Genomic DNA, 21,537 nt, shown 5'->3' with positions numbered 1-21,537 from the left:
GGACGCAACGTCGCATTGCAAGAATATGTCTCGCTGGACGCAGCCCGCCTGCACGTTAGGGTGAGCGTCAATAGAAGGGGAGAGAGTATGGAGCTTTCAGGCAAACACGCGCTCGTCACCGGCGGCGGCACTGGCATCGGGCTGGCCATCGCGCAAGCGCTGGCAGGGGCCGGGGCACAGGTCACGATATCCGGTCGCCGCATGGATGTGTTGGAGCAGGTCGCGACCGAGAATCTGCACCCGCTCGCCATGGATGTGTGCGACCCCGATCAGGTGCGCAGGGACGTGGAGGCCGCCGTCGCCGCACGTGGCCCGATCCAGATCTGCGTGCCGAATGCCGGTATCGCGGAAGGCCGCAGCCTGACCAAGATGGACCTCGCCTTCTGGCGGCGCATGATGGCAACCAATCTGGATGGCGCCATGCTGACCATTCAGGCCTGCCTGCCATCCATGTTGACGACCGATTGGGGCCGCGTCATCGCGGTCTCGTCTATCGCCGGTGTGCGCGGGTTGCGCGGGGCACCAGCCTACACGGCTTCCAAACACGGGTTGATCGGCCTGATCCGCGGCCTGAGCGAGGACTACATCGGCGGGCCCTATACCTTCAACGCACTTTGTCCCGGCTATGTCGATACCGAAATCGTCACCCGCAACACTGCCGAGATCGCCAAACGCGCGGGTCTCTCCGACGAGGACGCGCTTGGTATCATGGTGGGCGCGAACCGACACAAGCGTTTGATCAAAGCCGGTGAGGTCGGGGCAGCGGCCCTTTGGCTATGCGGCGCGGGGTCGGGTTCAATTAACGGCCAGACAATCGAAATCGCTGGCGGACAGGTTTAGGGACATGACAATGGACATCTTCAAGCAAACCCGCGCCATGTTTGATCTGTCAGAGGGTGCGATTTATCTGGACGGCAATTCGCTCGGCCCCCTGCCCTACGCCGCGCAGGACCGCGTCGATGCCATGATGCGTGATCAGCGGGGCGAGATGCTCATCACCGGCTGGCACAACCCTCCAGCGTGGGCGACCGTGTGGCCAAGCTGATCGGTGCGGACGCGGGGCATGTGGTGATGGGCGACACGCTGTCGATCAAGGTCCATCAGGCGCTGGCTTCCGCGCTGGATATCTGGGCATGGTCGACAGGAAAGACTTCCGCGCTCGCGCAATCGAACTGTCCGAGCTGTTCATCAAGAAGGTTGAAGCTTATTGCCCCGACCTTGCACTCGCCTCACCCCGCAACGCGGCGCCGCGCGGAAGCCAGGTGTCATCGACGATTTCCGCGCCCGCCATCCTGCGGTTCGGCATCACACCGCTTTATCTGGGTGAAGACGACATCCTGCGCGCCGCCAAGACATTTCAATACATCATGGAGGGCCACCTGTGGGACCACGAGGCCTACAAAATCCGCGCCCGCGTGACCTAATACTGTGCTCACCTGCCGCGAAGGCAACGCGCCGACCATCTGGCAGACTCTTATTTCTTGCGCCGCGGCTGGAACCTTATTGCGGCACAGACGGTTCATAAACGCGGGCAGGACTTGGAAAATTTCCGGATGGAAAAGATGCTGGGGTGCCTTATACCTTAACCGACCCTAAGAAAGACACGCCTATATGTCCCCCAAGACCCGACGCGAAAAAGCCAAGGAAAACCGGTCCATCGAGGAGGCCAAGAGCCTTGGCGCGAAACTCATTTTCGAGGTGGTACGACAGGAGGGCGAGGAAGAGCTTTCCCGCCCCATTCTGTCGCTAATGTGGTCAGGCGTCGCTGCGGGCATCATGATCAGCCTGTCGGTGCTGGGGGAGGCGATCTTCCGGACCCATCTTCCCGACACCGAAGCCCGCTTCCTGCTGGAAAACCTCGGATATTCTCTCGGGTTCATGGTCGTGATCCTCGGCGGCATGCAGCTCTTTACCGAGAACACCATCACGACGGTTCTGCCGTTGATGTCACGCCCCGGCACACGGATGCTCTGGCGCGTGGCCCGGCTATGGGGCGTCGTTTTGGCTGCCAATGTGGCCGGAGCCTTCGTGATTGCCACGTTCTATGCACACACGCCCGCGCTTCCAGCCAACCTCATGCCCGCCTTGATGGAGCTGTCCCATCACGCCACCGGCATGCCACCGGCGGAGAGCTTCTTTCGGGCCATCCCCGCCGGCGTAATCATCGCGGCGCTCGTGTGGATGATGCCGAACTCTGAAGGCTTTGGCTTCTGGGTTATCCTCGTCTTTACGTGGCTGATCGCGGCGGGCGACTTCACCCATGTTATCGCAGGGTCGGTAGAAATGGCCTTGCTGATGGTGACCGGAGAGCTCGGGTTCTGGTCAGCGCTAACCGGCTTCTTCCTACCCGTCCTCGCCGGAAACGTAATCGGCGGCACGGTCATCTTCACGTTGATCACCTACGGTCAGGTCCGCCACGAGTTGCACCGCTGACGCGCTTGCGCGAATGGTATGTCAGCGCCGCGCGAATGACATGATCAAGCATTTGCCCGTCCCCGCCAAGGATCAGGCCCCGCTTGCCCGACAAGTCGGAAACGTCACCGAAGATGGCGCGCGCGTCTTCTATGATCGTGGTGCTGCACGGCACGAAGATCGCCGCGCTGCCCCCGACCTGGCCAAGACGCAATGTCGTGCCTGACTTCGGTGATTGGGTCAGATAGGCGGGCTCGCCCCATTTCAATGTCTCGTGGATAGGTCCCACACCCTCCAGTTCCTGAGCGGTCCGCAGGATTTGCGTGCGCACGGAACGCAACGCCAAAGCTACCTCGGGCGATAACGCGGCGAAAGCCGCTTCAACGTCGTAGGGCGGGTCATTCAATGCAACTGTCATCGTTTTCTGTGTCATGGAAAGATACTAACCCACATACGCATCACAAATCTTGCTAAACTACCGCGTGGACGTCGCCCGCCAAACACTGTTTTTTGGGCACACCGATAAAACAGGCGAATCCATGGAAACATTTCTTTTCCAGTCGACTATCTACCTTCTTGCGGCCTGCGTGGCGGTGCCACTGGCGGTCCGGCTCGGGCTTGGGTCGGTGCTGGGCTATTTGATGGCGGGCATCGTGATCGGCCCCGTGGCCGGTCTGGTCGGCTCCGAGACGCAGAGCCTTCAGCACTTTGCAGAATTCGGCGTCGTCATGATGCTGTTTCTCATTGGTCTGGAGCTGGAGCCGCGCACCCTTTGGGACATGCGCCACCGGCTCCTGGGTTTGGGCGGATTGCAGATAACATTGACCACCGGCTTGATCTTTGCCGCTGCGATGGCCTTTGGCCAGCCATGGCACGCCGCGCTGGCTATCGGCTTGATATTTGCATTATCTTCGACGGCTATCGTATTGCAAACGCTAAATGAAAAGGGCTTGATGCGAACGAACGGAGGACGTTCTTCCTTCTCCGTTTTGTTGACGCAAGACGTCGCGGTGATCCCGATGCTCGCCCTGATTCCGTTGCTGGCTTGGCCGGGTCTGCGCAATCGCACGGTCGGCGGCGAGGGTCATGCAGACGCCGACCACGGCATGGCAAGTGATGTCATGCACACTCTGGAAACCTTGCCCGGCTGGGGAGTGACCCTGGTTACACTCGCAGCGATTGTGTTGATCGTGGTCGGCGGGCATTACCTGACCCGCCCCATCTTCCGCTACATCCACCGCGCCCACCTGCGCGAGATGTATACTGCCGTATCGCTGCTGTTCGTCGTAGGTGTCGCTGCGCTGATGGTGCTGGTCGGCCTCTCGCCCGCCCTTGGCGCATTCCTCGCCGGAGTGGTCCTTGCCAACAGCGAATTCCGCCACGAGCTGGAGGCGGATATCGAGCCGTTCAAGGGCCTGTTGCTGGGTCTGTTCTTCATCACCGTGGGCGCAGGCATCAACTTCGGCACCTTCATGGGGGCACCCTTCGTGATTATCGGGCTGACGGTCGGCGTCATGGCGATCAAGGCCGCCGTGCTTTATGCGCTGACGCTGATATTCCGCATCAAGGGGCGCGACCGGATGCTGTTCACCCTCGGACTGGCGCAAGCTGGCGAATTCGGCTTCGTGCTGATCAGCTTCACTGTGCAGCAAAACGTCCTGCCGGTCGCCATGTCGGAAACCCTGCTGCTGGTCATCGCCCTGTCGATGCTGCTGACACCCCTGCTGTTTATCGCCTATGACAAGCTCAAACACCGCATCCTCGATCATGGCGACACCACACCGCATGACGATATAGACGAGCAGCAACCCATCATCATCGCGGGCATCGGGCGCTATGGTCAGGTGGTCAACCGCCTGCTGCAAAGTTCGGGCTTCCAAACCACTGTGCTCGATCACGACCTGCCGTTGATCCAGCTTATGCGCCGCTTCGGCTTCAAAGGTTTCTTCGGGGATCCAACCCGCCCCGAAATGCTGCAAGCTGCTGGACTGGGCAAGGCAAAGGTGTTGGTGGTCGCGCTGGATGATCCCGCCGCCGCGGTCAAAATCGTGAAATTCGCCCGCAAGGAACGTCCGGACATCAAGATCATCGCCCGCGCCCGCGACAGGGTCCACGTATTCGAGCTGCACCGCGCAGGCGCTGACAAGATCGTGCGCGAGATGTTTGACAGCTCCCTGCGGACAGGTCGCTACGTCCTGGAGGAAATGGGTCTGACCGAACACGACGCCCACGAGCAGGAGGTCGCATTCTTCCGGATGGACCGGCAAGCCATGTCCGATCTGGCAGAACTTTGGGACCCCAACATTCCAATCTCCGAGAACGAGGCCTATCTGGAACGGTCCAAAGAGTTGAACCGCGACTTGGAAATCGAATTGCTAGCCAAACTGGCCAACAAGGAAGCGGCGGAGTAGTCAGCCGTCGCTGACACCCGCCTCCGCAAAGGTCGCCATGCCCGAATGGCAGGCCACAGCCGCCTTGAGCACCCCGATCGCCGCCGCGCCGCCGGAGCCTTCACCAAGACACAAGCCCAGCGACAAAAGCGGTACCTTGTCTAAACTGTCCAGCATACGGCCATGCGCCCCCTCCGCGGACAAATGCCCCGCGACGCAGTGGTCAAGCGCTCCGGCACGCGTTTTCTCCAACACGGCGGCTGCGGCGGTACAAATGAACCCGTCAAGAATCACCGGAATGCGGTGCGCCCGCGCCGCCGCAATCGCTCCGGCCATCGCTGCCAGTTCCCGCCCGCCAAGGCAACGTAACACCTCCAACGGCTCGCGCGAGGCATGCCGGGCCAGCCCTGCATCGACAACCCGCGCCTTGTTGGCCAGCCCCGCATCGTCGACACCCGTGCCGCGACCGACCCAGTCTGCCCCGATGCCGCCAAACAGAGCCGCTCCCACCGCGGCAGCGACCGTCGTGTTGCCGATGCCCATTTCGCCAGGGACAAGCAAATCGGCAGCAGGATTGACCGCCCCCCACCCTGTCCGCAACGCCGCAATGAACTCCGCCTCACTCATTGCGGGGCTTTGGGTGAAATCCGCCGTTGGGCGGTCCAATTCCAGTGCATGGACATGCATAGTCGCACCAAAGGTTTTGGCCAACTGATTAATGGCGGCGCCGCCATGCTCGAAATTTGCAACCATTTGTACCGTCACCTCAGGCGGAAAGGCCGACACCCCCTGCGCACAGACCCCGTGGTTCCCGGCGAACACCACGATTTGTGGCGCATCAATGGCCGGGCTGTCGGATCCCCGCCAGCCCGCATACCAGATTGCAAGCTCTTCAAGCCGCCCTAACGCACCCGGCGGTTTGGTCAGTTGCGCATTGCGCCTCCTCGCGCCTGCGGTGGCATCATCATCAGCCTCAGGCGCATTCGCCAAAAGGGTCTTGAATTCGGAGATCGTGGAAAACGGGGCCATGGCTACTCGCAATTGTCAAAACGGTTGCATCTGTTTACCCCTGAGACCGACAGACACAAGCGGATGACAGCGGCACCTCATGGACAATAACGACACGGCGCTCGTCCGGCTGGAAGATGTCTGGGTAGCTCTCGGGCTGTTGACCCGCCTGCCGCTGCCTCCGCGCGACTGGGACGAAACGCGCCCTGCCGCGCGGGCGGCGTGGGCTTATCCGCTTGCTGGCTTGATTGTGGCGACGCTCTCATGCCTGCTCGCCTCTGTGCTGCTCTGGCTCGGCCTGCCCGCGACAGTTACTGCGGCGGCCACACTGATGGCCCTGACACTGCTGACGGGCGCCATGCACGAGGACGGGCTCGCCGATACCGCAGACGGGCTTTGGGGCGGCCCCACACCAGCGCGACGTTTGGAGATCATGAAAGACAGTCATATCGGTGCCTACGGCGTCATCGCCCTGATCTCGGGCTTTGCCCTGCGCTGGAGCGCATTGTCCGCGTTGATCGCCGCAGGCTGGCTCTGGACGCCGGTTCTGGTGGCGGCGATCCTGTCCCGCACCGCGATGGCCTATGTAATGGATATACTTCCCAACGCCCGCAGCTCCGGATTGTCCAAACTGACAGGCCGTCCCGGCAAACAGGCCACTCGCATCGCTGCAGGGCTTTCCGTTGTAGCGGCGTTTGTCGCATTCGGCTTCGCTGGCTTTTGGCTCGTTCTCGTTGCCGCGCTGACCCTGCTCACCTGCGCGACCATCGCGAAGCGCAAAATCGGCGGCCAGACCGGTGACATTCTCGGGGCCACCCAATGCCTCACCGAGATCGCGCTACTGGTCGCAATCAGCGCACTCGTGCTCTAGTTTCCATTTGGTAGAAAATACTCTGGGGGTCTGGGGGCAAGGCCCCCAGCCGGTCGACGCGTGGAACACGCGGCGAAATCAAAAAACCGCGCGCCAGTTAAGGCGCACGGCTTTCAAATCAGTTTCGATTGAAATCAAGCCGCGCTGCGGCTCACCAGCACGTCGTCGATCTCTTTCATTGCCGACGGCTCGTCATTGCCCCGCACCACCGCAATTTCGCGGGTCAGGCGCTCCAGAGCGGCTTCGTACAACTGACGCTCCGAATAGCTCTGTTCGCGCTGGTCACCATGACGGTGCAGGTCGCGCACCACTTCGGCAATCGCAATCAGATCGCCAGAGTTGATCTTCTGCTCGTACTCCTGAGCTCGACGCGACCACATGGCGCGCTTGACCCTCGCCTTGCCTTTCAGCGTCTTGAACGCCTGGCCGACCAAATCAGGCGACGAGAGCGGGCGCATCCCGACTTCCACCGCCTTGTGAGTCGGAACCCGCAAGGTCATCTTGTCTTTCTCGAACGAGACCACAAATAGTTCCAGCTCGATTCCGGCCACTTCCTGTGTCTCGATATTGACGATCTTGCCCACCCCGTGAGCCGGGTATACAACGAATTCGTTAGGGCTAAAGTCTTGTTTTTTCTTGCTCATATATGTCGGCTCCCTACGGGGAACCCCTTTCTTACACAGCGAAAAAGACGGGCCGGAGAACTGCCTCCGGTCAATCCTTGATCATGTCTGAATAGCAGCACCCGCAATACGCGTTACCGGAGGGCCACTTAATCTTGAAGAGAATCATACCATAAAATCGACCGAATCGGAAGCGATGCGAAAATGGCAGCTTTTTAAGCCCTTGATTCGAGGACCGCTGTTGCCTCAGCCGCCTTCGCCGGGCTTCTCGGAGAAGTATTTCTCCAGCTTGCCCTCCTCGCCATCACGCTCTTCGGCGTCGGGCAGCGGGTCTTTCTTGGTGATGATCACCGGCCACATCTCGGAATACTTGCGGTTGAATTCAACCCATTTCTCCATATCCGGCTCTGTATCCGGACGGATCGCGTCGGCGGGGCATTCAGGCTCGCACACGCCGCAATCAATGCACTCGTCCGGGTGGATCACCAACATATTCTCGCCCTCGTAGAAACAATCCACGGGACAGACTTCCACACAGTCGGTGTATTTGCAGGCGATGCAGGCGTCGTTGACGATATAGGTCATGAGCGGTGTCCGGTTTATCTGGTCGCGCTTGTCCTAAGCCGCGTCGCGCGATCATTCAAGACCACGATCCCGTGAAAGGTCCAGACTGCGGCGATCTTTCTTGGTCGGGCGTCCCCCTACGCGGTCCGCGCCGGGCGAACGGGCCTTGGGCTCCTGCGGCGGTGTCTTGTCCAGATACAGCGCCTGCGCCTCCGGCGCCGGTCCGCGACGCGCACCACAGGCGGCGATTTCCACGACCCTGATCTGCGAGCCCTGCGGGAAGGTCAACGTATCGCCCACGCCCACCTTGGTGGCGGCCTTGTCGACCTTGTTCGCGTTCACCCGAACATGGCCGCCGCTCACCAGCTTGGACGCCAGCGTGCGCGTCTTGAAGAACCGCGCATGCCAAAGCCATTTGTCGAGGCGGATCTTGGCGGCGTCCCCGGTCAGTCTTTTTTCAGCCCCATAAGGGCTGCCGCAAACGGGTTGTCAGGGTCGATGGCCTTTTCCTTCTTGGGCGGGCGGGCCTGATAGTTCTGCCCCTTGTCGCCACCGCGAGGGCCGCCTTTACCCTTCGGCTTGCCGCGTGGCTTGCCTTTGCCGCGCGCATCGCCTTGTGGACGCCCACCTTCACGCGGCTTGCGTGCGCCAAAGCCGCCCCATGTGAATGTGTAGAACACCTCCATCTCGGTCGTCTCGACCGCCGCATCGGCTGCCTGACCTACGGGGGTTTCAGTCTCCGACATCTCGGGGATCGGCTCGTCCACTGGCGTTTCTGCGGGTGTCTCGTCCACAGGAGCCACGCCCTCGTCGGGTAAATCGGGCGTCACGACGTCTGCGGCCTCTACCGGCTCCGCCTCGCCGGTGATCGCACCGGCAGCCGCGTCTTCGGCCACATCCATAACCGGCGTGCCTTCGGCTACATCTTTCGCTGCGCCGGGCATGACTTCTTGCACGGACTTCACCTTGACCCGCTCACCCTTCTCGGCCTTGTAGCCAAGGCCGGTCATCAGGTCGGCGAACTGCTCCAGCGTCATGCCGGTAATCGAGAGCATATCCGCCTTGGCCTCGAACCCGCCACGGCTGTCCTCGGCGCGCAACTGGTCTGCAAGGCGCTCCAGCATGTCAATACGGATCGCCCGCGAACCTGCCAGACGGTAGCCGGCTTGGGTATAGTAGCCTTCGGGCGCATCGGCCACGGCGGGTACGGTCACCAGACCGGGAGGTGGCGCTTCGGGGAATTCCTGAAGGCCTTGTTGCAGCGACCAAAGCACCAGACGCAAGCGCGTCGGGGCAGGCTTCAGCAGCAGTGGCATGAAAATGGTGAACTGGCCAAAGCGGATACCGTGCTTGCGCAACGCGCCGCGCGCATCCTGATCCAAGGCCTTAACGTCGGATGCGACCGCTTCACGGGTCAGCACGCCCAAGGCTTCGCTCATCTGGAACGCAAAGCCCTTGGCAAGCCCGGTCAGGGTTTCGTCCTTGCTCATCGCGATCATCGGCTCGAACGCCGCGGCGATCTTGCGGTCGATGAAATGTTGCAGGCGGCGCTTGACCTTTTCGGCCACGTCGGCACCAGCTTCTTCGTCCACGAAAGCCTCGACCTCGGGCTTCAGCGCCTCCGAGCCTTTGACCAGCTTGCCCACGGCCATGTCGCCCCACATCAGGCCACCTTGCTCGGTGAAGTCCATCTCGGTGTCGGGCGCGTTGTAGAACTTGTCCGCCCGCAGGTTGAAATGGGGGGTAAGCGCCGAAAGGGCGGCCTGACGCAGCATCTTTGCCTCGTCGGGGCTGGAGGTCTGGTCCTGCCGGAAGCGGAACCCATCAAGACGGCCGATCATTTCGCCCTCAACCGTCACTTCACCCTTGTCGTTCACGTCAGCCACGAGGCTCTCCTTCTGCTTCAACCGCCGCAGCAAAACACTTGTGCGCCGGTCGACAAATCTTTGCGTCAGTGCCCCGTGAAGGGCATCCGACAGGCGGTCTTCTACAGCACGGGTTTCCCCGCGCCAATGGGTTTCGTCCTGCACCCACCCTTTGCGCTGCGCCACATAGGTCCATGTGCGGATATAGGCCAACCGCTTGGACAGCGTGTCGATGTCGCCATCTGTGCGGTCGATGCGGGCAATCTGGCGCTCCATGTAGGCGCGCGGCACCTGCCCCTTATCGTTCAGGTAGCTAAAAATAACTTCCAGAAGGCCGGAATGTTCCCCCTGACTGATCCCGCGAAAATCGGGGATGCGGCAGACGTCCCAAAGCAGCTTGACATCGTGCGGGGTCGAGACCCGCGCATCGACCTCGGTGACGTCGCGCAGCGCTTTCAGCGCCAGCACGTCGTCGGCATCGCGGGCGCGGCTGAGCCAGTCGTGATCCGTGCGCATCTCAAGGCTTTGCAGCAGCCGCCCGATGGAGCCGAATTCAAGCCGGTCATTGCGCCATTGCAGCTTCTTGATCGGAGTGAACCGCGCAGAGGTGATGGCGTCCACCACGTCGGCCTCCAGATCGGGTGCTTCACCGGTGACGCCAAACGTGCCGGGCTGCATGTAGCGCCCTGCCCGCCCCGCGATCTGGGCCAGCTCATTAGGCATCAGGCGGCGCATCCGCCGACCGTCGAACTTTGACAAGGCCGAGAACGCGACGTGGCTGACGTCCAGATTAAGCCCCATGCCGATGGCGTCCGTGGCGACCAGATAATCCACGTCGCCGTTTTGATACATCTCAACCTGCGCGTTTCGTGTGCGCGGCGAAAGCGCGCCCATAACCACTGCACAGCCGCCCTTTTGGCGGCGTATCAGCTCCGCGATGGCATATACATTTTCAACAGAAAACCCGACAATCGCGCTACGGGGTTTCAGTCTGCTTATCTTTTTCGAACCTGTGTAGGTCAATTCGCTGAACCGCTCCCGCCGCATGAACTGCGCCTTCGGCTCCAGTGCCGCGATGGCGCTTTTCATGGTGTCGGAGCCCATGAACAGGGTTTCGTGAAGCCCGCGCGACCGCAGCAGGCGGTCAGTAAAGACATGCCCACGCTCCGGGTCGGCGCAGAGCTGTATTTCATCCACCGCGAGGAAATCGGCCCCCATGCCTTCGGGCATGGCCTCCACGGTGCAGACCCAATAAGCGGCCCGGTCCGGGACGATGCGTTCCTCTCCAGTGATAAGCGCCACAACTGAGGGGCCACGCAGGGCGACGATCTTGTCATAGACCTCCCGCGCCAAAAGACGCAGCGGCAGGCCGATAATGCCGGTGCGGTGCGCCAGCATCCGCTCGATCGCGTAGTGGGTTTTGCCGGTATTTGTCGGGCCGAGAACCGCAGTTATGCGTGCCTGTTGGCTCATTTCGCGCCCTTGAATTGCTCGGGGGCCGGTACGGGCCGGCCTGCCGTCTAGATATCCTGACCGGAGACCGTTCTCTCCAACCGCTCAATGGCGTCTTTTAGGCCCTCGCGATGGGGATGTATAGCGGCGGCTGCCTTGTAGGCGGCGAGCGCGTTTTCTTGCTGATCCAGTTCCTCAAGAATGCGACCCAAGCCTTGCAACGCGCCGAAATGGCGGGGGTTTAGGGCCAGCGTGCGCTGAATGTCGGCGATGGACAGGCCATATTCCTCGGCGTTGAAAAAGGCGGTGGCCCGCGCGTTCCAGCCTTCGGCGAAGTCCGGTGCATGGTCGGTCAGCGCGGTGAAATGCGCGATAGCCTTGCTGAAATCACCCTTTTCCATCGCCGTGCGGCCCCGCCGCAGCAGCAAATCCATCGAGGCAGAGCCGGAGCGCGACCATTCGCGCCAGATCTGGCGTTCCACCTTTTCCCAGTCTTTCAAATCCGGCTGCGCCAGCTCGGCGTATAACTGATCGAGTTTTGCCTCATCTGCGACGCTTGGCAGGGCAAAAGCGGTAACCGACAGAAATGCCGTAACGAAAATATTGAGGAGTGTGCGTGAAACTTTCATAACGCCTTTAACTCTAGCGGGTGATTTGCGAAAATCAAAACGTGCAGGCACCCGCCTCATCACTTTTTCAGGAGACACGTAAATGAGCGACGTTATCAATAACGCAGTGACCGCCCTTGCAGGCAAAATGGACGGTGGCTTCGACGGCTCCGTGAAATTCGTGATCGAGGGCGAAGGCTCCATCATGGTTGATGGCGACGGCGTGCGCGCAGGCGATGGCGACGCAGATTGCACGATGACCGCTGACGCGGAGACCTTCGAGGCGATCCTCGATGGCGAGATGAACCCCACCGCGGCGTTCATGTCCGGCAAACTTGCCGTGGACGGCGATATGGGCACCGCGATGAAATTGGGCTCGGTCCTGTCGTGAGCCTGACCCCTGCCCCTTTCCATGCCGACATTGCGAACGGACCCGACGGCGGTTGCGCCTATTGGCTGACCACGTCGGACGGCGTGCGCATTCGCATCGGCGTGTGGGGCGGCGGTGACAAGGGCACGGTCCTGCTGTTCCCCGGCCGCACGGAATATATCGAGAAATACGGCGTCGCCGCCAAGGGCTTCATGGAGCGGGGCTTTTCCACCGTGGCCATCGACTGGCGCGGCCAAGGGTTGGCGGATCGGGCCTTGCCCAACAGGCTGATCGGGCATGTCGGTGTGTTCAACGAATACCAGACCGACATCGCCGCCGTCATGGAAGCGCTATCGGAACTGGACCTGCCGGAGCCGATGGGTCTGCTGGGTCACTCCATGGGCGGCTGCATCGGCTTGCGGGCGCTGATGAACGGCCTGCCAGTGGATGCCGCCGTATTCACCGGCCCGATGTGGGGCATCGCCCTCGACCCGGTGCGGCGCGGCGCGGGTTGGGCTTTGTCGACGCTCAGCCGTCAGACCAAGTTCGAGACGCTGTTGGCACCGGGCACCACTGCGGTGTCATACGTGCTGGCGCAGCCGTTCGACGACAACCTGCTGACCCGCGACGAGGAAATGTACGACATGATGCGCGACCAGCTTGATGCGCAGCCCGATTTGGCGCTTGGCGGGCCCTCATTCGCATGGCTCAACGAGGCTTTGAAGGAATGCCGCGCATTGTCCCTGAGCCCGACACCGAATGTGCCGACCATCACGTTCCTCGGCACCAACGAGCGTATCGTTGACACCAAGGCTGTCCATGACCGTATGGCCCGCTGGCACAATGGCGAATTGCGCATGGTCGAAGGCGCGGAGCATGAGGTCCTGATGGACCTGCCCGAGGTGCAAGCAGAGGTCTACGACGCGGCTGTGAAGTTGTTCTCCGACGTGATGGCGGACGCTTAGGCGTCCACCAGCTTCCCGTTTTCCAGACGCACGACGCGGTCCATGCGGGCCGCTAGTTCCAGATTATGGGTGGCGATCAGCGCCGCCAGTCCGGTGGCCCGCGCCAGCTTCATCAGCGCCTCGAACACCTGATCCGATGTTTTCGGGTCAAGGTTGCCAGTCGGCTCATCGGCCAGCAGCAGACCCGGCGCGTTCGCCAAAGCACGGCAGAACGCCACGCGCTGCTGCTCACCGCCTGACAATTCGCCCGGTCGGTGGGAGGAGCGGTCCGCGATGCCCACGGTGCCCAGCAAGTCCATCGCCCGCGCCTCGGCATCCGCCTTGGCGATACCCGCCGCGAGTTGCGGCAGAACGATGTTCTCAAGCGCTGTAAATTCCGGCAACAGATGGTGGAACTGGTAGACAAACCCGATTTTGGAACGCCGCGCGCTGGTGCGGGCGCGGTCGCTTTTGCCGCTCAGATCATCGCCCTCAATGACCACGCGGCCCGCGTCAGGCGTGTCGAGCAGCCCAGCAATGTGAAGAAGCGTCGATTTGCCTGCCCCCGACGGCGCGACCATGGCAACGACCTCGCCCGGCGCAACCTCAAGATGCACACCGCGCAGCACGGCAATTTCGTTCGGCTGGCCTTGGTTGTAAACCTTCTCGACCCCGTCGAGCAGCAAAGCGGCGTTACTCATAGCGCAGGGCCTCCACGGGGTTCATACGGGCCGCGCGGCGGGCCGGAAAGATCGTGACCACGAAGCTCAGGAACAGCGAAAGCGAGATGGCCGACAAGACGTCACCCCATTCCAGGCGCGCAGGCAGCTTGGAGATCAGCCGCACCGATGGATCCCAGACGCCGCCGCCCGCAACCCAGTTCACGAGGCCGAAAATCTGGTCGATATAGATGGCGAACAGGCAGCCAAGGATCATGCCCGCGATGGTCCCGACCACGCCAATGGCGGCACCGCAAATGAAGAACACCCGCAGCACCGAGCCTTCGCTGAGCCCCATGGTGCGCAGGATGCCGATGTCGCGGCCCTTGTTTTTCACCAGCATGATCAGGCCGGAGACAATGTTCATCGACGCGATCAGCACCAGAATGGACAGGATGAGGAACATCACGTTGTCCTCCATTTCCAGCGCCTGCAGGAACGCGCCGGAGCTGTCGCGCCAGGTCCAGAGCAGCGCCCCGTCGCCCGCCGCACTGAGCAGGTCGCGTTCGTATTTGCCGACGTTTTCCGGATCATCCAGGATCACCTCGATCTCGTCCGCGACGCCCTCGCGGTTGAAGTATTCCTGCGCTTTGTCGAACGGCATGTAGACACGCGTGCGATCAATGTCGTAGCGGCCGACCTGGAAGATGTAGACCACCTCGAATGCCGTCACGCGCGGGCTGGTGCCGAATGCGGTCTTGGTGCCGTTCGGCGAAATCAGCTTCACCTTGTCACCGACCGACACGCCGAGGCTGCGGGCCACGCCCCAGCCGATGGCGATGGTCATGCCATTGTTGGCCACGCCAAATTGCGCGAGGTCGCCCAGCTTTTGCTCCGGCTCTACCACGCGGCGCACGCCTGCGAGGTCGTCGGCGCGGATTCCAAATACCTCCACCCCCGCGTTGCCAGAGGACGCGGAGGCCATGACCTGCCCTTTCACCAAGGGCGCGGAGGACACGACACCCGGCGCGTCGGCCAGCTTAGCGGTCAGGCCGTCAAAATCCTCGATCACCTGCGCATAGGTGCCCGCATCCGTGGTGCGCCCCGACGAATACACCGTCACATGGGCGTTCGCGCCCAGAATGGTATCGACGAACTCGTAGCGGAAGCCCGAGCGGACGGCCAAGGTAATGATGAGCGCAGCAACGGCCAGCGTGATGCCGATCAAGCTGATCCATGTCATGACAGACACGCCGCCCTCGGCGCGTTTGGCGCGCAGGTAGCGCCACGCGATCATCCATTCAAACCCCGCGAACGGGGGAGTAGAGGTGGGGCTGTTGCTGCTCAACGGCGCTCTCCTGCTGGCATTTTGCGGCCACGTTTGCGCTGATCTTTGTGGGGGGTCAAGCCTTTGCCAGCGAAGTCGTGCCGATGCAGCGGTGTGCAGCGCAATCTGACCGCAAAGGGCTCAAACGGGCAATTTTCCCGCATTTGACCGTCAATTGAGCGCATTTCACGGCTTTCGCGATGGAATAGCCTTCGCAGACTTCGGGAATCGACTACACTTATTTGTGAGAGACCATACAAAAACCCGACCGCCTGCTTGCGCCGAAGCCTTCAACGCAGAAGCCACAGGTCTCTCGCCGACGCGCAGGAATAGTCAAGGGCGATCGAAACGGGAGACAGATATGTCAACTAAATTGGTAGTCGGCCTCGACGGGCACAGCTCTGGTGAGCGTGCGCTCGAGTTCGCCAAAACCCTCGCCGCGCAGATTGGCTCGTGTGAGCTGCTGGTGGTCTATGTTATTGAATGGTCGCCCTATTCCTTCCAGACGGCGGAGGAAAACGCGCAGCGGCACAAGCGCCGGGAAGAGGAAATCTCCACTGCGCAGGAACGCGTCGTGGCCCCGGCGGTCAAAGCGCTGACCGATAGCGGATTGTCTGCCACCGGTAAGGTTCGGCACGGCAACGTCGCCGACACGCTCAATGACATCGCAAAGGAAGCGGGTGCGTCGCAGATCATCGTTGCACGCTCTACTGAATCCGGCCTGTCCAAGCGCATCTTCGGCAGCTCGACCGCCAACCTCGTGATGGAGGCCAGCGTGCCCGTCACGGTCGTCAACTAAGGGGGCTGACATGACACGTATCACCCAATTCGCGGCATCCGCCGCATTGCTGGCGGCGTCTGCCGCTCCTGCCTTGGCACAGGAGGCGCAAAGCCTCGACCAGCGCGTGAACGCGGCGTTCGCGACTGCCACAGGCCCGTTCGTCAACTTCATCTTCGCGCCGCTGCCCTTCAACATAATGGGGCAGCCCTTTCCATGGATCGTCATGTGGCTTGTCGTCGGCGCGGCGGTCTTTACTGCCTATTTTGCGTTCGTACAGTTCCGTTTTTTCGGCCATGCGATCGCCTTGGTGAAGGGCGACTATTCCGACCCGAATGACGCAGGCGAGGTTAGCCACTTTCAGGCACTTGCAACCGCACTTTCGGGCACCGTGGGCCTCGGCAATATCGCCGGTGTCGCTGTGGCCGTAGGCATCGGGGGGCCGGGGGCCACGTTCTGGATGATCCTTGCGGGTCTTCTGGGCATGGCGTCCAAGTTCACCGAATGTACGTTGGGCGTGAAATACCGCAACGAATACCCAGACGGCACCGTCTCGGGCGGGCCGATGTACTACATCTCCAAGGGCTTTACCGAACTGGGTCTGCCAGGCGGTAAAATCCTTGCGGTATTGTTCTCGGTCTTCTGTATCCTTGGCGCTTTGGGCGGCGGAAATATGTTCCAAGCCAATCAGGCACACGCGCAGATCTCGGGTATCGTCGGTGAGTATCCCGGCTGGATCACAGGCATCATCTTTGCAGGCGTGGTCTTCGCCGTGATCGTGGGCGGCGTCAAATCCATTGCCGCTGTGACCGAGAAGGTGGTTCCCTTCATGGGCATCCTCTATGTCGGCGCGGCCTTGATCATCTTGCTGGTCAATTACGACAAAATCGGCTGGGCCTTCGGCCAGATTTTCGCAGGGGCCTTCACCGGTCTGGGCGTGGCAGGCGGCTTTGTCGGCGCGCTGATCCAAGGGTTCAAACGGGCCGCTTTCTCGAACGAGGCAGGTGTCGGCTCTGCGGCGATTGCACACTCTGCGGTGAAAACCAAAGAGCCGATCACGGAAGGCTTCGTCTCCCTGCTGGAGCCGCTTATCGACACCGTGGTCATCTGTACCATGACGGCGTTGGTCATCGTGATCTCCCAGCAGCTGATCGTCGACCCGGCAACGGGCAACTACGTTCTCAACGAAGCGGGCAATGCGATTGCGACCTTGGACGGCAACAGCGGCGTCGCCCTGACGTCGGCGGCGTTCGGATCGGCCATCGGCTGGTTCCCTTACGTGCTGGTGATTGCCGTTGTCCTGTTCGCGTTCTCGACCATGATCTCGTGGAGCTATTACGGCCTGAAAGCGTGGACCTATCTGTTCGGTGAAGGCAAAACCACTGAACTGGTGTTCAAGCTGATCTTCTGCGTGTTCATCGTGATCGGTGCGGCGGCCTCGCTTGGGCCGGTGATCGACTTCTCCGACGCGGCAATCTTCGCCATGGCGGTGGTCAACATCTTCTGCCTCTACTTCCTGATGAAGCTGGTCCGCAAGGAGCTCGCCTCCTACAGCGCTCGCCTGAAATCGGGCGAGATCAAGAAGTTCGTCCACTAGGCAGCGGTCATAAATCTGAACAGGGGCGCCTCAGGGCGCCCCTTTTTCGCTGGATCAGAAAGGCTTTTTATACTGCCCCAAATCCGCCGCCAATCGCGGTGTCCCGATCAAACCACCAGAAGCAAGTAACGCACGGTCACGATAGAGTTTCCGTGACAGCTTTCGAGCGTTGCGCTTCAAATCTTTCAACAAGCGATACAAAACGGGGCCTTTGGATTTCTGCGGGTTTATCTTCGGATCCTGCGTCCGCTCGCTCGTCTTGACGGTCTCGCCAATGGTTTCAATATTAGGCTGTTCCGACCAAATCGCCTGCACGGCGACGGCCGGGTCCAGTTGCAGGATCGTTCGACCGGACGCGGGATTAAAGATGAAGTCATCCAGATGATCGCAAAATTGCTCAGACTCAACTACAAGCCGTTCCGCCCCCCGACGCGACACAAGATAGCAAGCGGCGCTGGCGGACACCTGCAAGACCTCACGCAGATGGCGCCCGCCGCCAACTGGCATGATCTTACCGTAGAGACAAACCTGCGGCACACCGTCCAGTTTCACCACGTCAAAATCCTTCGGACTGTGCGAGATAATATCCTCAACCGCCGCGCCCAACTCTTCGGACACAAAAACGTCGTCTTCCAGCACCACGATATGATCCAGATCATCAGCCAGCATCTTTTCCCAACATCGGCGGTGACTGATGAAACACGCGACTTCGGATTTAGACAACTCCCAACGCGGCCCCCACCGATGGGGTTGATAGCGCGGCTCGGGCGGCATCGTGAGCGCATCCGTGGCCGACACGCGTTTCAGTTGACCGGAAAGACCCATCCTTTTGAATTGCTGTTCCATGAACTCAGCACGTTCAGGGACGCGATCGAGATTAATATAGAGATAGTTTAACGTCATCGCAGCCCGCGTCCCGTGAGTGTTCTACGCAGTGACTTCATCATACTGTGCCAAGCGGCTCTGCGTATGCCGGGCGCGAGTTGCCGGTTTCGCCAAATCGCGAAAGGTATTCGGAATGGCATGTGACCTGCCTTATGCCAAAGCTCCCTTGTCGCCTGATCGTCACCGGATAGGTCGACCCACGGGCCGTATACTTTGCCCCAGATCGCAGCATAATCCCGTCGCACGGCTTCGGCATTGGCAGACGCGCCACCTTTTAGGAATTGGCTCACGACAGCGTCGACCCGTTCGCCCTTGGACCCTGCCGCCACCATTCGAAGGACAAAATCGTAGTCGCTCGCGACAGGAAACGACAGGTCGTGGCCGCCAAGATCGTCGAACAGGCCGCGCCGGAACGCGGTAGCGTTATGACCGAAAGGCATCCGTTGAAGCACCGCCTCCAGGGAAGGTCTGCTAAGCAGTTTTCGCGCCCCGGTGTCGGGATCAATCATCGCGGTCAATCCAAAAGCAAAATCGCAATCTCCGGCCTTCAGGGGCTCCGCCAGCTTTTGAAGGGCATCCGGCTCGCCCAGCAAATCGTCAGAGTTCAAAAAGATAACGTAGCGCCCGTTCGCGCGCGCGACGGCGCGGTTCATGCCGTCGTAAATCCCCTTGTCCGGTTCGCTTTCAAGATAGGTCGGGACATGATCCGAGGCGTCTGCGACGATAGCTCCAAGCAGCGTCTGCGTTCCATCATTCGACCCGCCATCCTGAACTATGTGTTCAACGGAATGAAAGTTCTGCGCCCAAAGGCTTTCTGCCGCCCGCCGGATGGACGCTGATCTTCCGCCCTCTACAAGGTTGAACGTCACCGTGACGACAGAGAACAGCGGAGGTTCAAACTGGTTAGGTGGACCCGACACTATTATGACACTGAACGGGGTTGAAAGACTTTACTTCCAGAAGGACGGTGTGGGCACATCATCGTTCTCCTCCACGTTCCTTTGGTCCAATGGGTGCGGAACCTGTGCAGGTTTGGTCGCTGCCTTGATCCTGTCTCGTCGCAGATAGGTCGCCTCGACGAGCCTGGCGACCTCACGACCTTTGATGTGAAAGTTGGGGACCACATTGTTGCTGTGCAAGTGACACAAAACATGGGTCTTTGCCAAACGCGTGACGGTGGCCGACATTTTGTCGAATTGCTCCCGATCGAAAACCTTATCAAGGTCGTGATATTCGATCACAATGATCCGGAAACGGGACAGAATGTCGTCGGATGCGGCGTTGAGCACGTCATATTCGGCCCCCTCGATATCCATCTGTAGCAGCAGGTCCTGCCCCGCATCGGATCGTGCACCAACCCAGCTGTCCAAAGTGATAAAATCACCGCCGTCCTGAGCCCCCAGAAATTTCTTCTCGAAAGTCATGTTCGACGTCATGCCCTCGGGCGGGTCGATCGACGCATCCGCCAGATAGCAGGCTTCCACACGGTCGGCCATTTCCAGATCAAAGCCCAACGTGTCCGACACACCCGGAGAAAACACTGCCGCAAGCCCGTCAAGATCGTCAGGCACAAGATATCCCCCGTCGAAATCGGGACCGATGCGTACTAGCGAGTGCTCTGTCTGCATGGGAGCAAACTTAGCGAACAAGGCTTCGACCTCCGGCCATGGCACGGAATTTGGCATTGCTGCCGCGCGCTCTACTCGTCGCGTCGTGCGTACAGCACCACGCTTGCGCCTGCGACGTTTGTTCCATGCCTTGATAGCGTCACTTAATCCGCTCATTTTATACGACTTTCTCTGACGTGGTGCCGTAAATCGCCGCCACTTTCTTCACCGCTTCTTCCGGAGACAGTTCCTCGCTTTCGCCGGTGCGCCGCGAAGTCAGTTCGACCACGCCGTTTTTCAGCCCACGCGGGCCGACGGTGATGCGCCATGGCAGGCCGATCAGGTCCATGGTGGCGAACTTGCCCCCTGCCCGCTCGTCGCGGTCGTCATAGAGCGGCTCAAGGCCCAGAGCGGTCAGTGCCGTGTAGAGCGACTCGCATGCCGCATCCGCCTCATCATCGCCCTGCTTGAGGTTGACAATGCCCACATGGAACGGTGTGACGCCCTCCGGCCAGATGATGCCCTTGTCGTCATGGCTGGCCTCAATGATCGCGCCCAGAAGGCGGGACACGCCAATGCCGTGCGAGCCCATGTGAACGGGCACGGGCTTTCCGTCCGGCCCCTGCACCGTGGCTTTCATCGCCTCGGAATACTTGGTCCCGAAGTAGAAAATCTGCCCGACCTCGATGCCGCGCGCGACCTTGCGGCGCTCTTCCGGGACCTGGTTGAACAGCGCCTCGTCATGGGTTTCGTCCGTGCGGGCGTAGAGGTTGGTGAATTCCTCCATCACCCCGGCGCATTGCGCCTTGTCGTCATAGTCAATGTCACGGTCGCCGAAGGTCAGGTCGGTCACCGCGCTGTCATAGAAAACTTCTGACTCGCCCGTGTCAGCCAGCACGAGGAATTCATGAGTGTCGTCGCCGCCGATCGGACCGCTATCCGCACGCATCGGGATTGCCTGCAATCCCATGCGCTCATAAGTGCGCAGATAGCTGACGAGGTGACGGTTATAGGCGTGCAACGCGTCTTCCTTGGTCAGGTCAAAATTGTAGCCGTCCTTCATGTAGAACTCGCGGCCCCGCATGACGCCGAAGCGCGGGCGGACCTCGTCACGGAATTTCCACTGAATCTGGTACATGGTCAGCGGCAAGTCCTTATAGCTGCCGACATGGGCGCGAAAGATGTCGGTGATCAGCTCCTCGGCAGTAGGCGTGAACAGCATGTCGCGGTCATGGCGATCCTTGATGCGCAGCATCTCTTCGCCGTAGTCGTCATACCGCCCACTTTCGCGCCACAGGTCGGCAGACTGGATGGTCGGCATCAACATCGGCAGGTGGCCTGCGCGGGCCTGCTCTTCATGCACGATGTTTTCGATCTTTTTCAGGACCTTGTAGCCCAAAGGCAGCCACGAATAGATACCGGCGGAGGCCTGCTTGATCATTCCCGCCCGCAGCATGTAGCGATGCGACACGATCTGCGCCTCGGACGGTGTTTCTTTCAGGACGGGCAGAAAATAGCGGGACATGCGCATGGGTACTGGATCTCTCTCATGAGTGGTTACCCACGAGTTACGCCAA

At 60.7% G+C, this 21,537-nt stretch carries 22 protein-coding genes and 1 pseudogene; 10 read left to right on the top strand and 13 right to left on the bottom strand.

Features of this window, described 5'->3' with window-relative positions:
- Window positions 1-87: 87 nt before the first annotated feature.
- From THALAR_RS01970 to THALAR_RS01955, 4 genes and pseudogenes are all read left to right on the top strand, one after another.
- A complete protein-coding gene (locus THALAR_RS01970; protein WP_021099793.1) occupies window positions 88-840 on the top strand; it encodes an SDR family NAD(P)-dependent oxidoreductase in 753 nt (250 codons plus the stop codon).
- A gap of 10 nt (window positions 841-850) precedes the next feature.
- Window positions 851-1,128, top strand: a pseudogene (locus tag THALAR_RS19005) (kynureninase); the annotation flags it as partial.
- A 5-nt stretch (window positions 1,129-1,133) separates the two neighbouring features.
- Window positions 1,134-1,424: a kynureninase/PvdN C-terminal domain-containing protein gene (locus THALAR_RS19000; RefSeq protein ID WP_021099791.1), complete on the top strand. Its 291-nt coding sequence runs from the start codon at window positions 1,134-1,136 to the stop codon at window positions 1,422-1,424.
- Window positions 1,425-1,611: 187 nt separating this feature from the next.
- Window positions 1,612-2,433 carry a formate/nitrite transporter family protein gene (locus tag THALAR_RS01955; RefSeq protein ID WP_021099790.1) on the top strand — a complete coding sequence of 274 codons (822 nt, stop codon included), beginning with the start codon at window positions 1,612-1,614 and terminating at the stop codon, window positions 2,431-2,433.
- Here THALAR_RS01955 and THALAR_RS18660 read toward each other — a convergent pair.
- Window positions 2,396-2,830, bottom strand: coding sequence for a hypothetical protein (locus tag THALAR_RS18660; protein WP_021099789.1), 435 nt, complete (start codon window positions 2,828-2,830; stop codon window positions 2,396-2,398). The two genes, THALAR_RS01955 and THALAR_RS18660, sit on opposite strands and share 38 nt — an antisense overlap.
- 121 nt (window positions 2,831-2,951) lie before the next feature.
- Between THALAR_RS18660 and THALAR_RS01945 the strand changes: the two genes are divergently transcribed.
- Window positions 2,952-4,823 (top strand): monovalent cation:proton antiporter-2 (CPA2) family protein, encoded by a 1,872-nt coding sequence (locus THALAR_RS01945; protein ID WP_021099788.1) that lies wholly within the window; start codon window positions 2,952-2,954, stop codon window positions 4,821-4,823.
- Here the strand turns inward: THALAR_RS01945 and cobT are convergent, their stop codons facing one another.
- Window positions 4,824-5,831: a nicotinate-nucleotide--dimethylbenzimidazole phosphoribosyltransferase gene (gene cobT / locus THALAR_RS01940; RefSeq protein WP_021099787.1), complete on the bottom strand. Its 1,008-nt coding sequence runs from the start codon at window positions 5,829-5,831 to the stop codon at window positions 4,824-4,826.
- 79 nt (window positions 5,832-5,910) lie between these two features.
- Here cobT and cobS point away from each other — a divergent pair, with 79 nt between their 5' ends.
- Window positions 5,911-6,681 carry an adenosylcobinamide-GDP ribazoletransferase gene (gene cobS, locus THALAR_RS01935; protein WP_021099786.1) on the top strand — a complete coding sequence of 257 codons (771 nt, stop codon included), beginning with the start codon at window positions 5,911-5,913 and terminating at the stop codon, window positions 6,679-6,681.
- Window positions 6,682-6,815: 134 nt separating this feature from the next.
- Here cobS and THALAR_RS01930 read toward each other — a convergent pair whose 3' ends face one another.
- From THALAR_RS01930 to THALAR_RS01910, 5 genes are all read right to left on the bottom strand, one after another.
- On the bottom strand, window positions 6,816-7,325 hold the full coding sequence (locus THALAR_RS01930; protein ID WP_040817015.1) for a CarD family transcriptional regulator: 510 nt from the start codon (window positions 7,323-7,325) through the stop codon (window positions 6,816-6,818).
- Between the two features lie 225 nt (window positions 7,326-7,550).
- Window positions 7,551-7,889, bottom strand: a complete 339-nt coding sequence (fdxA, locus tag THALAR_RS01925; protein ID WP_021099784.1) for a ferredoxin FdxA — start codon at window positions 7,887-7,889, stop codon at window positions 7,551-7,553.
- 51 nt (window positions 7,890-7,940) lie between these two features.
- Window positions 7,941-8,318 carry an RNA-binding S4 domain-containing protein gene (locus tag THALAR_RS01920; RefSeq protein ID WP_040817013.1) on the bottom strand — a complete coding sequence of 126 codons (378 nt, stop codon included), beginning with the start codon at window positions 8,316-8,318 and terminating at the stop codon, window positions 7,941-7,943.
- The gene (locus THALAR_RS01915) at window positions 8,315-11,206 is read right to left on the bottom strand and encodes a helicase-related protein (RefSeq protein ID WP_021099782.1); all 2,892 of its coding nucleotides are present in this window, start codon (window positions 11,204-11,206) and stop codon (window positions 8,315-8,317) included. The genes THALAR_RS01920 and THALAR_RS01915 overlap by 4 nt, the downstream gene beginning before the upstream one ends.
- A 47-nt stretch (window positions 11,207-11,253) precedes the next feature.
- On the bottom strand, window positions 11,254-11,814 hold the full coding sequence (locus THALAR_RS01910) for a tetratricopeptide repeat protein (RefSeq protein WP_021099781.1): 561 nt from the start codon (window positions 11,812-11,814) through the stop codon (window positions 11,254-11,256).
- Between the two features lie 82 nt (window positions 11,815-11,896).
- Between THALAR_RS01910 and THALAR_RS01905 the strand changes: the two genes are divergently transcribed.
- Together THALAR_RS01905 and THALAR_RS01900 are read left to right on the top strand one after the other, a co-directional pair.
- Entirely contained in the window at window positions 11,897-12,184 is a 288-nt protein-coding gene (locus tag THALAR_RS01905; RefSeq protein ID WP_021099780.1) for an SCP2 sterol-binding domain-containing protein, read from the top strand.
- The gene (locus THALAR_RS01900; protein WP_021099779.1) at window positions 12,181-13,128 is read left to right on the top strand and encodes an alpha/beta hydrolase; all 948 of its coding nucleotides are present in this window, start codon (window positions 12,181-12,183) and stop codon (window positions 13,126-13,128) included. The genes THALAR_RS01905 and THALAR_RS01900 overlap by 4 nt, the downstream gene beginning before the upstream one ends.
- Here the strand turns inward: THALAR_RS01900 and THALAR_RS01895 are convergent.
- Window positions 13,125-13,808: an ABC transporter ATP-binding protein gene (locus THALAR_RS01895; protein WP_021099778.1), complete on the bottom strand. Its 684-nt coding sequence runs from the start codon at window positions 13,806-13,808 to the stop codon at window positions 13,125-13,127. The two genes, THALAR_RS01900 and THALAR_RS01895, sit on opposite strands and share 4 nt — an antisense overlap.
- Complete coding sequence (locus THALAR_RS01890; RefSeq protein WP_021099777.1) at window positions 13,801-15,063, bottom strand: lipoprotein-releasing ABC transporter permease subunit; 1,263 nt, start codon at window positions 15,061-15,063, stop codon at window positions 13,801-13,803. The genes THALAR_RS01895 and THALAR_RS01890 overlap by 8 nt, the downstream gene beginning before the upstream one ends.
- Before the next feature lie 391 nt (window positions 15,064-15,454).
- Between THALAR_RS01890 and THALAR_RS01885 the strand changes: the two genes are divergently transcribed.
- Window positions 15,455-15,892 (top strand): universal stress protein, encoded by a 438-nt coding sequence (locus THALAR_RS01885; protein ID WP_021099776.1) that lies wholly within the window; start codon window positions 15,455-15,457, stop codon window positions 15,890-15,892.
- A gap of 10 nt (window positions 15,893-15,902) precedes the next feature.
- On the top strand, window positions 15,903-17,468 hold the full coding sequence (locus THALAR_RS01880; RefSeq protein ID WP_021099775.1) for an alanine/glycine:cation symporter family protein: 1,566 nt from the start codon (window positions 15,903-15,905) through the stop codon (window positions 17,466-17,468).
- 54 nt (window positions 17,469-17,522) lie between these two features.
- Here the strand turns inward: THALAR_RS01880 and THALAR_RS01875 are convergent, their stop codons facing one another.
- From THALAR_RS01875 to proS, 4 genes are all read right to left on the bottom strand, one after another.
- Window positions 17,523-18,371: a glycosyltransferase family 25 protein gene (locus tag THALAR_RS01875; protein ID WP_040817004.1), complete on the bottom strand. Its 849-nt coding sequence runs from the start codon at window positions 18,369-18,371 to the stop codon at window positions 17,523-17,525.
- A complete protein-coding gene (locus tag THALAR_RS01870) occupies window positions 18,368-19,273 on the bottom strand; it encodes a glycosyltransferase family 2 protein (RefSeq protein ID WP_040817002.1) in 906 nt (301 codons plus the stop codon). The genes THALAR_RS01875 and THALAR_RS01870 overlap by 4 nt, the downstream gene beginning before the upstream one ends.
- Before the next feature lie 30 nt (window positions 19,274-19,303).
- Entirely contained in the window at window positions 19,304-19,981 is a 678-nt protein-coding gene (locus tag THALAR_RS01865) for an FkbM family methyltransferase (RefSeq protein WP_051153553.1), read from the bottom strand.
- 157 nt (window positions 19,982-20,138) lie between these two features.
- Window positions 20,139-21,491: a proline--tRNA ligase gene (gene proS / locus THALAR_RS01860; RefSeq protein WP_021099771.1), complete on the bottom strand. Its 1,353-nt coding sequence runs from the start codon at window positions 21,489-21,491 to the stop codon at window positions 20,139-20,141.
- Window positions 21,492-21,537 lie beyond the last annotated feature (46 nt).

This window comes from Litoreibacter arenae DSM 19593, from assembly GCF_000442275.2.
Lineage (GTDB): Bacteria > Pseudomonadota > Alphaproteobacteria > Rhodobacterales > Rhodobacteraceae > Litoreibacter > Litoreibacter arenae.
The sequence above is the reverse complement of the archived record's forward strand: the minus strand, read 5'-3'. Positions and strand labels throughout refer to the sequence as shown.

Bases quoted from the DNA above. Each gene is read 5' to 3' on its own strand.
- proS (WP_021099771.1), bottom strand. From the start codon at position 21,491: ATGCGCATGTCCCGCTATTTTCTGCCCGTCCTGAAAGAAACACCGTCC.
- THALAR_RS01905 (WP_021099780.1), top strand. From the start codon at position 11,897: ATGAGCGACGTTATCAATAACGCAGTGACCGCCCTTGCAGGCAAAATG.
- THALAR_RS01880 (WP_021099775.1), top strand. From the start codon at position 15,903: ATGACACGTATCACCCAATTCGCGGCATCCGCCGCATTGCTGGCGGCG.
- THALAR_RS01865 (WP_051153553.1), bottom strand. From the start codon at position 19,981: ATGCAGACAGAGCACTCGCTAGTACGCATCGGTCCCGATTTCGACGGG.
- THALAR_RS01945 (WP_021099788.1), top strand. From the start codon at position 2,952: ATGGAAACATTTCTTTTCCAGTCGACTATCTACCTTCTTGCGGCCTGC.
- fdxA (WP_021099784.1), bottom strand. From the start codon at position 7,889: ATGACCTATATCGTCAACGACGCCTGCATCGCCTGCAAATACACCGAC.
- THALAR_RS01930 (WP_040817015.1), bottom strand. From the start codon at position 7,325: ATGAGCAAGAAAAAACAAGACTTTAGCCCTAACGAATTCGTTGTATAC.
- THALAR_RS01970 (WP_021099793.1), top strand. From the start codon at position 88: ATGGAGCTTTCAGGCAAACACGCGCTCGTCACCGGCGGCGGCACTGGC.
- THALAR_RS19000 (WP_021099791.1), top strand. From the start codon at position 1,134: ATGGTCGACAGGAAAGACTTCCGCGCTCGCGCAATCGAACTGTCCGAG.
- THALAR_RS01910 (WP_021099781.1), bottom strand. From the start codon at position 11,814: ATGAAAGTTTCACGCACACTCCTCAATATTTTCGTTACGGCATTTCTG.
- THALAR_RS01895 (WP_021099778.1), bottom strand. From the start codon at position 13,808: ATGAGTAACGCCGCTTTGCTGCTCGACGGGGTCGAGAAGGTTTACAAC.
- THALAR_RS01955 (WP_021099790.1), top strand. From the start codon at position 1,612: ATGTCCCCCAAGACCCGACGCGAAAAAGCCAAGGAAAACCGGTCCATC.
- cobS (WP_021099786.1), top strand. From the start codon at position 5,911: ATGGACAATAACGACACGGCGCTCGTCCGGCTGGAAGATGTCTGGGTA.
- THALAR_RS01875 (WP_040817004.1), bottom strand. From the start codon at position 18,371: ATGACGTTAAACTATCTCTATATTAATCTCGATCGCGTCCCTGAACGT.
- THALAR_RS01915 (WP_021099782.1), bottom strand. From the start codon at position 11,206: ATGAGCCAACAGGCACGCATAACTGCGGTTCTCGGCCCGACAAATACC.
- THALAR_RS01890 (WP_021099777.1), bottom strand. From the start codon at position 15,063: ATGATCGCGTGGCGCTACCTGCGCGCCAAACGCGCCGAGGGCGGCGTG.
- THALAR_RS18660 (WP_021099789.1), bottom strand. From the start codon at position 2,830: ATGACAGTTGCATTGAATGACCCGCCCTACGACGTTGAAGCGGCTTTC.
- cobT (WP_021099787.1), bottom strand. From the start codon at position 5,831: ATGGCCCCGTTTTCCACGATCTCCGAATTCAAGACCCTTTTGGCGAAT.
- THALAR_RS01885 (WP_021099776.1), top strand. From the start codon at position 15,455: ATGTCAACTAAATTGGTAGTCGGCCTCGACGGGCACAGCTCTGGTGAG.